The 12,426-nt window shown below is 30.7% G+C and carries 11 protein-coding genes; 2 read left to right on the top strand and 9 right to left on the bottom strand.

Features of this window, described 5'->3' with window-relative positions:
* Positions 1-159 precede the first annotated feature (159 nt).
* On the bottom strand, positions 160-1,803 hold the full coding sequence (locus KA873_RS05475) for a BCCT family transporter (protein WP_394859701.1): 1,644 nt from the start codon (positions 1,801-1,803) through the stop codon (positions 160-162).
* Between the two features lie 217 nt (positions 1,804-2,020).
* On the opposite strand from KA873_RS05475, the gene mscL reads away from it, so the two are divergent.
* A complete protein-coding gene (mscL, locus tag KA873_RS05470) occupies positions 2,021-2,371 on the top strand; it encodes a large conductance mechanosensitive channel protein MscL (protein ID WP_107384942.1) in 351 nt (116 codons plus the stop codon).
* A gap of 424 nt (positions 2,372-2,795) precedes the next feature.
* Here the strand turns inward: mscL and sbcC are convergent, their stop codons facing one another.
* From sbcC to sosA, 8 genes are all read right to left on the bottom strand, one after another.
* Complete coding sequence (sbcC, locus tag KA873_RS05465) at positions 2,796-5,822, bottom strand: exonuclease subunit SbcC (RefSeq protein ID WP_210140185.1); 3,027 nt, start codon at positions 5,820-5,822, stop codon at positions 2,796-2,798.
* Positions 5,819-6,952: an exonuclease subunit SbcD gene (sbcD, locus tag KA873_RS05460; RefSeq protein ID WP_107384944.1), complete on the bottom strand. Its 1,134-nt coding sequence runs from the start codon at positions 6,950-6,952 to the stop codon at positions 5,819-5,821. The genes sbcC and sbcD overlap by 4 nt, the downstream gene beginning before the upstream one ends.
* A 179-nt stretch (positions 6,953-7,131) precedes the next feature.
* Complete coding sequence (locus KA873_RS05455) at positions 7,132-7,599, bottom strand: CcdC family protein (RefSeq protein ID WP_107384945.1); 468 nt, start codon at positions 7,597-7,599, stop codon at positions 7,132-7,134.
* A gap of 260 nt (positions 7,600-7,859) precedes the next feature.
* Positions 7,860-8,045: a hypothetical protein gene (locus KA873_RS05450; RefSeq protein WP_107504952.1), complete on the bottom strand. Its 186-nt coding sequence runs from the start codon at positions 8,043-8,045 to the stop codon at positions 7,860-7,862.
* 314 nt (positions 8,046-8,359) lie between these two features.
* Positions 8,360-8,599, bottom strand: a complete 240-nt coding sequence (locus tag KA873_RS05445; protein WP_019467986.1) for a YneF family protein — start codon at positions 8,597-8,599, stop codon at positions 8,360-8,362.
* Positions 8,600-8,811: 212 nt separating this feature from the next.
* Entirely contained in the window at positions 8,812-10,800 is a 1,989-nt protein-coding gene (gene tkt / locus KA873_RS05440) for a transketolase (protein WP_107384946.1), read from the bottom strand.
* A 76-nt stretch (positions 10,801-10,876) separates the two neighbouring features.
* Positions 10,877-11,125, bottom strand: a complete 249-nt coding sequence (locus KA873_RS05435; protein WP_019467988.1) for a DUF896 domain-containing protein — start codon at positions 11,123-11,125, stop codon at positions 10,877-10,879.
* Between the two features lie 123 nt (positions 11,126-11,248).
* Positions 11,249-11,482: a DNA damage-induced cell division inhibitor SosA gene (sosA, locus tag KA873_RS05430; RefSeq protein WP_107386448.1), complete on the bottom strand. Its 234-nt coding sequence runs from the start codon at positions 11,480-11,482 to the stop codon at positions 11,249-11,251.
* A gap of 141 nt (positions 11,483-11,623) precedes the next feature.
* Between sosA and lexA the strand changes: the two genes are divergently transcribed.
* Positions 11,624-12,247: a transcriptional repressor LexA gene (gene lexA, locus KA873_RS05425; protein WP_019467990.1), complete on the top strand. Its 624-nt coding sequence runs from the start codon at positions 11,624-11,626 to the stop codon at positions 12,245-12,247.
* The last annotated feature ends 179 nt before the right edge of the window (positions 12,248-12,426 follow it).

The following is a 12,426-nucleotide window of genomic DNA, read 5'->3' as shown; positions in this document are numbered from 1 at the left end:
TTAGATTTGAATTTACAATCAGTACGTATAAGTAAAACTTATCACAAGCGTATCGTGTAATAAGTTATTATTATTAATTGAGAATCATTATCACTAATGAAGTGCAATTAAACTTAAACAAAAAAACTGAGAGCCTTCATCGGCCCTCAGTTTTTAAGCTTATTTCTCTGATTTTTCAGCGTCTCTTAACGGCGCTCTTTTATTGATTATATCATCTTCAAAATCTTCTTGTTGATATTGTACATAATCTTGTAGTCTGTGTTTGTTAGGCGTTAAAGTTAAGCCTAAGAATTTACGTTCTTTATTCGCATCTTTGTAGAATGAAATCATCATCATTATAACTACAAAGGAGAATGGTAACGCACTGATTATGGCAGCACTTTGAATTGCATTTAAAGCATCTGCACCATTTCCTCCACCTGCAAATAATAATACGAAAGCAATTAATGACTGAGCAATACCCCAAGTCACTTTAACAACATTTGAAGGTTCTAATGAACCAAATGTCGTTTGCATACCTAATACAAATGTTGCAGAGTCAGCAGATGTAATAAAGAATGATGCAATGAGTACTAGCGCTATCAACGATAATACAATTCCAAATGGTATTTCATTAAACACACCAAATAATTGAGTTTCAGCTGTCATATTAAACAGTTCAGGATTTTTCTTACCAGTTTCAATACCTAGTACACCAAATACACTGAACCATACAAAACTTACTAAAGCAGGTACTAAAAGTACACCACCAATAAACTCACGTACTGAACGACCTTTAGAAACACGCGCTATAAAGATACCTACGAATGGACTCCAGCTTAACCACCAGCCCCAATAGTAAAGTGTCCAGCTAGACATCCATTCACGTTTTTGTGGGTTTTGAGCTGCTGTATCAAAAGTATTAAATAGGAATGAATTTAATAAACTACCTGTTGAACTTGTCATCATATTTAATATCAACACAGTTGGTCCAATAATCAAGACTGCAATCATTAGAACCGCGCCCAAACTAATATTTAAATTACTTAAGTATTGGATACCTCTACTTAAGCCTGACCATGCACTCATTATGAATAGAATCGTAACGATCACAATAATGATTGCTTGTACCCAAATAGTATTTGGTACACCAAATAGGTAATTCAAACCACCATTGATTTGTAATGCACCCATACCTAATGAAACAGCAACACCGACAACTGTAGCAAATACTGCTAACACGTCAATGATTGTTCCAATTGGACCTTCTACTTTATTGCCTAAGATAGGGCGTAACGTTCTTGAGATAAGTCCTGGTTCTCCTTTTCTAAACTGTGCGTAAGCAAGTGCTAATGCAACGACACCGTAAATAGACCACGCATGGAATCCCCAATGGAAGAATGTAGAACGTAATGCTTCAGTATATGCTGCAGTAGTTTTAGGTTCCGCATTTGGCGGTGCAGCAAAATCTGCCATAGGTTCAGCAGCACCGTAGAACACAAGTCCTATACCCATACCAGCACTGAATAGCATCGCAAACCAAGATATAGTATTAAACTCCGGTTTATCATTTGGTTTACCGAGCTTTAATTTTCCAATAGGGCTAAAAATTAGGAAAATACAGAAGAAAACAATAAACGTTGTAAGAATTAAGTAATACCAACCCAATTTATCAGTAATCCATAGTTTGATTGTGTTCGTAACAGTGTCAAATTGTTCTGGAACAATTGCCCCGATTAAAACAACTATACCAACAATAATCGCACTATAAATAAATACTGGGGATATCTTCTTACCGTTTGGTTGATTTTCAGAAGAATTCACAATTAATTACTCCCTTTCATATTTATATTAAATTTTTAAATCTAAATAGAAAATTTGAAAAAACAAATTTATTTCTATTTTTTAGTTTTACCATTCATAAGAATAACAAACATCTATGTTAATATCAAATTCACTTTTAAAAAGTATTTTCTTAATTTAATAAATATTGTATAATAACATTTATATTAAAAAAATTTAATTAAGAGAGGTTATTAATATGCTACAAGAATTTAAAGATTTTGCATTAAAAGGGAATGTCTTAGATTTAGCAGTAGCTGTAGTTATGGGTGCAGCTTTCAACAAAATTGTAACAGCTTTGGTTTCATATATTATCATGCCATTAATCGGTTTAATATTCGGTACCGTTGATTTTGCCAAAAGTTGGTCCTTTATGGGTATCAAATACGGTATGTTTGTACAATCGATTATAGACTTTATTATTATTGCATTTGCATTATTTATATTTGTTAAAATTGCAAATACATTAATTAAACAAGAAGAAGAAGAAATTGAAGAAAACACAGTATTATTAACAGAAATTCGTGATTTATTACGTGAGAAACAATAAGCAGCAAGCAACAAATACATTATTTAGTTATCTCATATTAGCGTAAGCGATGAGGATAGACCCGTAAATGAATTTTGAACATTCATTTACGGGTCTATTTTTATCTATAATTCCTAATTTTGTTTTCTTAGACTCATCTGACTGTGCTATCTATCTCCTTTAGCAAGGCTTGTATCTGCGGAAACTTTGTCCTAAATATTCAGTTGAGCATTACTTGTGTTAGCTATTTACTATAAAATCAATACACAACCATATTATTATTAAATCTTAAAATTTAAATCGACGTATCATCATTGTTACTATGCTTATTTCAATGGACAAAGTAATCAAATATACATCACCTATTCATTTAATCGCTTATAGCTTTAAGATTAAAAAACAGTGAATTTACTTTATCAAAAAGTAGTTCACTGTATTTTTGTTTTTATTGTTTTATAAAGTTTGTTGTACTTTGGTATTGCTCAGTTTGTACTTCTAAAATAAGCGGAATACGTTGTTTTAGTTCGCTAACATGAGAAATAATTCCAACCATTCTTCCAGAAGATTTTAAACTAAGTAGTGTATCCAAAGCAGTTTCCAGCGTTTCCTGATCTAAGGTGCCAAATCCTTCGTCTATAAACATAGAATCTAATGCAATCCCACCAGATTCTTGTTGCACCACTTCACTCAAACCTAATGCCAGCGCTAAAGAAGCTTGGAAGGTTTCCCCTCCCGATAACGAGGTGATATGTCTCTTTTTATTAGAGTGAGAATCAAATACATCTATTTCCAAACCACTATACCCTTTTGAAGTTTGTTCCCTTCTAACTAATTGATACCTTTCACCCGTCATCAATGATAAGCGCTGGTTCGCATGAGCAAGTATTCGTTCTAAATAATATATTAAAACAAAATTTTCCAAAGTTAATTTTTGTTCATTTTTTCCAGATAATACTTCTGCTAATTGAAAAACTTCTTGTTGTTCTTGTAATTCTTTTTCTAAATGATTTATAACAGCATAAATATTATCGATTTTCTTATTGTTAAATTCAAGTTTATAATTATGTTGACTTAACATCGATTTAGTTTGATCTAGTTGTACTTTTTCTTGTTCATAATCTTTTTTTAATTGAGAAATATCATGTAATTCTTGGTTATTAATTTCTGCTTCTAGCTGATTAATGATAATTTCAAATTGTTGTTTCTCTTGATTGAACTTATTTATTTCCGCTTCTATTTTTACTTTATTAGGAATTTCATTAATGGTGTGTTCTACATCTTCCAATGATGTAAAGCCTATCCTATTCATTTCATGATCAATTTTTTGATTTGCTTCTTTAATATCCTTTTGCAAACTCTTTATAGTATTTTCTAGATGTGTTTTATTATTCATTTCAAGTGACAGTTCGTTATTATATTTTTGAACTTGCTGTACTAACCATTCATATTGCTTTTGATATTCATTTACTTCCTCTAATGATTTATCATAAGCCGTAATAAACTTATTCACATCTTTATATTGTGTGGTATTTTCAAAGTCATTAATCATCAGTGTGCTTTCATCTAATTTGAATTGTTTTGTTTTTAAATCCAATTCTAACTCATGTGATTTTTGCCTTAAATTTAAAATTTTCTCTTTAAGGTTTCTAATTTCTTCATTTTCCTCTTCTATTAATCCTTTTTCTTTCAAAAGGTTATCCTTAGTTAATTCAAGCTCTGTATAGTTAATTTTTTCTAACTCATCTAAATTAAATCTATGTAATTGTTCTAAGATGTGCTGTAATTCACTATCATATTTGATTTTTTGTTCTTTTAACTTTAATCGTTGTTGTTCAATATTATTGAGTTGGTCATGTCTTTTTGTAAGTTCATCAAAATCAATATGATGTTCAATTTCATGAATCTCATTCCCACAAAGTGGGCATTTGTCACCTTTAGAAAGCACTGATTGTAATTTAATAATCATATCTTGTTTATTGTTTAAATCTATATTTGTTTTATCAATAGCTTTATATTTATCATCTAATGCATTTATTTCAGATTTAATATGTTCATTTTTCGCTGTTATGTCAGTTTGTCGCTTTTGCAACGCTTGATATTCTTTTTTATTTAACTCATTTTGTTTTTTAATTTTAATTTCATTATCCAACTGATGTATTTTTTCATTAAGTTGTTCATTTCTTTTATAATCTGGCTCTCTGTCATTTAATTTTTCAATATATTGATTAAGTTGTTGCTTTTGTTTTTCGTACTGTGATTTAAACTCACCGTATGTGTTTTTTAAATTTTCAATTTGCTGGTATAGCTCTTTATATTTATCAATTTTTTTATAAAATATTTTACAATTTTCTATAAATGTTTTCGATTTATCTATTGTCTCAGATAAGTCTTTATGTTTTGCTAATTGTTTCTCACAATTTTCTAATTGCTCCTGTAAATTTGATATGCTTGTTATTGTTTTTGCTTTATCTTTTTCTATCTCTTTATGCTTATTTAAAAGTTTTTCTTTTGAGTCAAGTAAATTGGAGAGCGGTCTTACCTCATTGATTTCATTTAATAATTTTATTTGATTTTTTATATAATTTTGATTGGATAACAAAGCTTCTTGCTTTTGTTTATTTTCTTCGAGACTTGTCATTGCATCTTGAAGTTTCAAATTACGATTTAATAAATTTTCAGCTTGCTCAAATTTTTCGATACTTCTTTTTTTAGCTGTTAATAAATCATTTTGAATAGATTCGCCTATACTTTTGAATTGTGGTATTAATGCTTTGATTTTATCAGTTTGTCTTGAATTTACTTCTTTATACTCATTTAATAAGTTCTCATCAAAAGTATCTAAATCCATCCAATCCGTTTCAAGTGTATGATAACGCTTTTCAATATTCGCCCTTACTTCTTTAACATCATCATTTAACAATTTTTGTATTTCTTCAAATCTTTGACTATTAAACAATGTTCTTAATATTTCCTGTTTTTCTATACTTTTAGATAATAAGAAACGTTTAAATTCACCCTGAGGAAGGATAAATAATTGTCTAAACTGTTCTGAATTAACACCAAGTAACGTTCTAATAAATTGATTTCCAGCATTCACTTTACTTTCACGTAATTCAAATGTATCTTCAAGTTGATAAATTGAAAGTTGTCCAAGTGTTTTATTTTTATTTCCTTCTTTTACAAATGCGCCTTGTCGATTAATTTTATAAATACTATCTCTCAATTTAAACTCGAACTCAACGACCATTGGTGATTTACCGTCTGCAAAATGACTACGTAAATCTCCTTCATTCCTATCTTTTGTCGATGCTTCACCAAATAAAGCAAATACAATTGCATCAAATATCATTGTTTTTCCTGAACCTGTTTTTCCACTAATTAAAAACAATTGATCATTATTTACTTGTTGAAAATCAATGGTTTCGTCTAAAAATGGGCCGAAATTTGTTAATTTTAATGTTAAAGGTCTCATTTAGTCTGATCTCCTTCAAGTAAATGATTTAATACTTTACCAATTTTATTATTTTGAATACTTGTTAATGATTGATCCGTCACATTCTCAAAAAATTTATTAATGATTGTTGTATCATCTAATTTTTGTATTTCTATATTTTCATGATGTAACGGAGTATTAAATTCAAAAGAACTATTGGTAAGCGCCAACGTGTTTGGGTATATTTGTTTCAAATGCATCATAGGATCACTAACATGTGACATATGTTTTAACTTGAAATGTAAATAGTTGTTTTTATCTTTTATGCTTAATTTTTCTTGAATAGCGTCTTCATAATCCCCTTCAATTACTTCTAATTGTCTTAAGGGCATTAATGGCCTAAATATACTTTTCAATTTATGATCTATCATTTCAATTACTCTATAACCTTTAGGTTGTGTAGTTTCTGAAAAAGAGTATTGTAATAAAGAACCACTATAATGAATAAAATCTGAATCTATACTAAATGGATGATGTAAATGGCCGAGTAACACTGCATCAAATTGCTGAAATGAATTTTCTGTAACTGATTCAACAGTGCCAATCGTCAATGCTCTCTCAGATTCAGTGCGTATACCACCTTGAACTGTGAGGTGGCCTATTAGTATATTGACTTTATTTGGATTAATATTCTGTGTCATAAATTCTATTGATTTACTCACGGCTTGTTGATGTGTTTCTATCTTTTTATCATTAAAGAAATAACTTGTTTCATTCACTGTAGAAAATGGTAATGTATAAAAATCAATATTTCCAATGGTAATAGGATCACACATATCTTCAAGTGAGGTTCTGATATAAAGTTGAGATTTTTCAAACCACTTTGAGCCATAATTTAACCGTTCTTTACTATCATGATTTCCACTTATCATCACCAACGGAATGTTCATTTCTAAATTTAATGTATTAATTGTATTTTCCAATAACTGTATTGCAGCTTTGTTGGGATAACTAGTATCATATAAATCACCTGCAATTACGATTACATCTGGTTTTTCGTCGCCCATTTTTTTAATAAATTGATCTAATATATGTGCTTGGTCTTCTAGCAATGATTTTCCGTTCAAAATCCGCCCTAAATGCCAATCAGCTGTATGTACAATTTTCATTCTATCACTCCTAATAGAACATCCGTTCGATTTTATGATATAATACTCCTACTTAATACTCAAGTAATTTTTCAAAATATAAAAGAGGCTACTTAAATTCCATGATTTTTAAAGAAATTTAGTAGCCCTTTAGTATTAAGCATATTCAATTACTCTAATATAATTATTACTTCATTCGCTTATTTAATTAATGTTTTCTTAACTTTTTTATATTGATATAACATAGCCAATCTCCAAGGTACAATCATACAAAAAGCAAGTAAGAAAAACATGCCACCAATTTCACCTGGATCTATTTTATTACTTATAAATATTTTCATAATTGTTCTGATTAACAACAGTGAAATTAAGATAATAGGAAAAGCTTTAGACCGCTTCATGTATACTTCGCTACCGGATGTTTCAAATCGAGAAGTCCAAATTAATATCGTCGAGAAAAGAACACCTAATACGATGCACTCTATTATTTCCATACCCGTTAATCTGAAATAAGGTACCACATACATTAATGCACCTGTTGCCATAAAAAATGGCGGTAAAATAATTTTCTTTTCATTTACTGGATATTGCTGCGCTTTCATTCTTACAACGATTACCCCAATACCCATTAAAAAAGCTACAACTATAGAAAAAACTAAATATAACATGCTTACACCTTCTTTATGTTACTGGCTTAATCTCCACCTCAAATAGTATATCATTTTACTATTTAACATTCAGTAATTTTAATATGTTTTCATTTGGTCTGTATAGCATGTTATTTAGCCTCATCTGTATATTTCAAAAATTCAATTATGTATAGGTGATCTATAGTATCAAAAGATTAATGTCAACGTCGGGAGGTATTGATAGAAAATTACTCAAAATAAAATAAGCCTTGTTTCAGACTTATCTTATTCATTGCTATTTAAATAGCGCGTGTTGTGTCACAAGCTGACAATGCATTTTCTAAAGTATATCTAAGATAATTCATATCATGAATTTGCATCGCGTTGTGATATTCTTTGAAAGCTTCTTCAGTAGAAAAGTTAATATGCATATTTGCTAATCGATCTAAAACTTCTTTGTCTTCCATGTCATAAGCACTCTTCACTTATTAATACCTCCCTTATATATACAAATTATAACAAATATGATTTTACAATCAAATATTTACTGAATATTTAAAAAATAAATTACATTCACTATCACTTTAATTATTTTAATGCGCATTTAAAAAACCTAATCCGTCTATAAAATTTCGAAACATTAAAGTATGATTTGCAAATGACACAAATTGAGTAGCATCACATTTATATGACCGAACCAGGATTATATTCTCATTTTTTAAATATAATAGGTATTTGTTCAAATCAAAAAAGCTGACGATTTACTAGTAGGTAGTAATCATCAGCTTTTCACAAGACATTATTTCTTCTTCTTGAATGCGTCGTCTTGATTTTTATTCATCATTGTCATCATTTGATTTATTTTCTTTTGAGATGGTTTTTGACCCATTTGCATCATCATCATTCGTAGCATTTCTTCATTAATTGGTGGGTTCTTTTTCAGATAATCCATCATATATTTTCTCGCAAGGAAAAATCCACCGACTAGTCCTAGAATTAGTGCTAACACGATTAATAAAATTGCTAACCAAGTTGCCATTGTTTCACCCACTTTCCTATCCTAATGCATTTTACTAAAATAACCACTCCTTTTCAAGAGTGACTCAATTAATTTATATTTCCAACCTTATGTATTATATCAATTATAATTTCAGTTTGTAAATATAATCCAATCTTTATTTATAATTAAAAATTGGTATGAGAACAAAAGCTCTCATACCAAAAATGTTACCTATCTTTTTATCTTAATAATTAGAACGTTTGAATTTGATTTAAGACATTTTCTTTAGTGAAACCATATTTTTCAACTACTAAATCACCAGGCGCACTTGCACCAAATCCATCAATACCAATCACTTTACCTTCAGTACCAACATATTTATGCCAACCTAATGATGATGCCATTTCAATAGCAACACGTTTTGTAATTGAAGAAGGTAAGATAGATGCTTTATATTCATCGGATTGTTGGTCGAATGCATTCCAGTTAGGCATTGATACAACACGTACACCTTTACCTTGTCCTTCTAAATCTTTAGCAGCTTCAATGGCTAAATTAACTTCTGAACCTGTAGCTAATAGTAAGTACTCTGGATCTTTATCTGATTCAAACACTACATAAGCACCTTTACGCACACCTTCTTCAACAGTTTCTTTAGGTAAGTCCATTGTTGTTAGGTTTTGACGTGTTAATACTAAAGATGTAGGTGTATTTTCTGATTCCATTGCTACTTCCCAAGCTACACGTGTTTCATTACCGTCTGCTGGACGAATAACATTCATGTTTGGAATTGCACGTAAACCAGATAATTGTTCGATTGGTTCATGTGTAGGGCCATCTTCACCAACTGCAATTGAATCATGCGTGAAAATAAATGTTGAATTTAATCCCATGATTGCTGATAAACGAAGTGCTGGTTTTAAATAGTCACTAAACACGAAGAAAGTTGCACCATATGGATGTAAACCACCGTGAGCAGCCATACCATTTACAGCAGCACCCATTGCAAATTCACGTACACCAAACCAGATATTTTTACCTTCAGGTGTATCTTTATCAAAGTCAACCGCATCTTTAACGTTTGATTTGTTTGAACCAGCTAAGTCAGCTGAACCACCAAAGAATGAAGGTACTGTTTTACTTAGTGCTTGTATTACTTCACCAGAGTCTGCACGTGAAGCACCACTATGGCCAGCTTCAAATTCTGGCAATTCATTTGAGTAGTTTGTTGGTAATTTACCACTGATTGCCAATTTGAATTCTTCAGCTAATTCTGGATATTTTTCACTGTATGTTTCAACAAGTTTATTCCAGTTTTCTTCTTTTTCATTAGCACGTTTTAACATTGTTTGTTGGAAAATTTCATATACTTCATCTGGTACGTTAAAGCGTTTTTCAGGATCCAAACCATAGTTTTCTAATGCTAATTTTCTTTCTTCTTCACCTAATGGAGCACCGTGTACGCCATGAGAAGCTTGTTTATTAGGCGCGCCGTAACCAATGATTGTTTTCACTTCAATGATTGTTGGTACATCTGAAGTTTTAGCTTCTTTAATAGCATTATCAATAGCATCTATATCATTACCATCTTTAACTAAAATGTGTTTCCAACCATATGATTCAAAACGCGTTTTAACATCTTCAGAAAATGCTTTGTTTAAATCTCCATCTAAAGAAATGTCATTTGAGTCATATAATACAATAAGTTTATCTAATTGTGTATGACCAGCTAATGATGCTGCTTCATGTGAAATACCTTCCATTAAATCTCCATCAGATGCTATTACGTAAGTATGGTGATCTATTACATTAGCATCTTCTTTATTAAACTTACCAGCAAGATGTTTTTCAGCCAATGCCATACCTACAGACATAGCAAAACCTTGTCCTAATGGGCCAGTTGTTACCTCAACACCATCAGTATGTCTAAACTCTGGATGGCCTGGAGTTTTTGAACCCCATTGTCTAAATTGTTTTAATTCATCTAATTCTAAACTACCTGAAACGTGTAATAAACTGTATAGCAATGCAGAACCATGGCCTGCAGACAATACAAAACGATCTCTATCGAAGAAATCTTTTGATTGGGGGTTGAAATTTAAGTGGCGTGTCCATAATGTATATGCCATTGGAGCTGCGCCCATTGGTAATCCAGGGTGACCTGAGTTTGCTTGCTCAACAGCATCGATACTTAAGGCTCTTATCGTATCTATCGCTAATTGATCTTTTTCTTTATTCATCTAAATGACTTCCTTTCTTATAGCAAGTTTCATTACTATTATACCTTATTTAGTAATTATTTAACAAAAAATTGATTTAGTTATTATCTTTTTTATCTTTAGAATCTAATATTTTTTTCACCTTTTCAGGCGTTACATCATTGCCTTCTGGATCAATAACTCTCGTACTTTCAATTTGTTTTTTAAAGCTTTGTCGGAAAGAATCTAAATATGCTTTTCTTAATTTCGATTGTTCTTTCGATTCAGATTCAGTCAATCCTTGTTCTTTTTTCTTTTTTGCTAACTCATTTATACGCTTAATATCTACGGCATCATTTTTCGCCATAATAAACCTCCGTAATTCATAATATAGAAAATATAACAAAAAAATAAGCGAAACTAAATAGTTACGCTTATATTACCATTCTACTAAATAAATTCACTTTCACAATACAGTTGGCTTAATATTTTATTTGGCTTTTGCTAAAAATTGATTGAGTGTCCGTTCGCTTTTTTCATCTGAATTCATTTGATACTGTTCGTCTTTTGTAGAAATATTTGTGATTTGATGATCTGTCATTTCGTACGTTTGTTCTGATTTTGTATTATAATAAGCACTTAATATAAAGACAGTACTTAAAATCATTGTAACTAGCAATACTGTAATATAAGGTTTAATTTGATATATATATAGTTTAAACATATAAGTCACTCCTAGAACGTTTGTTTGTACTTAAACTTTATCAGAACATCTGTTCTCTGTCAACACGAAAACGAACAAACGTTTGTAAACATAAACAATACATGCTATAATAAAAACAAATTAACGTAGGGAGTGCCTATTATGAGAGAATTAACTAAGCGACAAAATGAGATTTTTGAGTATATTAAACAGACTGTTCATTCAAAGGGTTATCCACCAAGTGTTCGGGAAATTGGTGAAGCTGTTGGTTTAGCATCTAGCTCAACTGTGCATGGACATCTATCCAGATTAGAAGAAAAGGGTTATATAAAAAGAGATCCAACTAAACCACGTGCAATTGAAATTGTTACCGAACAATTAGGGGAAACCGTGAATATGGAATCTACAATTCACGTGCCAGTCATTGGTAAAGTCACAGCAGGTATACCTATTACTGCTGTTGAAAATGTTGAAGAGTATTTTCCGTTACCCGAGCATTTCACTTCAACGCATAACAGCGATATTTTCATCTTAAATGTTGTTGGTGATAGCATGATTGAAGCGGGAATATTAGATGGAGATAAAGTTATCGTAAGAAGCCAAACTATTGCTGAAAATGGTGATATTATTGTAGCAATGACTGAGGACAATGAAGCTACAGTCAAACGTTTTTACAAAGAAAAAACACGATACCGTTTACAGCCGGAAAATAGTACAATGTCGCCAATCTATTTAGATCAAGTTGCTGTTTTAGGTAAAGTTGTCGGCCTGTTTAGAGAAATTTAATTTTATAGATAAAGACACTCTCAATTAAAATAAGAGGCTACGCTTATAGCGTAGCCTCTTATTTATTGTCATTTTTTTCTAAGACATCTTTCACTTTTTCTAGTATATCTTCTGTTTGATCTTTTTTATTTGTTGTCATAATACCTCATCCTCACAGAATATAGATACCCTTTTCAACA

It is taken from the genome of Staphylococcus sp. GDY8P45P, assembly GCF_017892745.1.
In the GTDB taxonomy this organism is placed as follows: Bacteria; Bacillota; Bacilli; order Staphylococcales; family Staphylococcaceae; genus Staphylococcus; species Staphylococcus cohnii.
The sequence above is the reverse complement of the archived record's forward strand: the minus strand, read 5'-3'. Positions and strand labels throughout refer to the sequence as shown.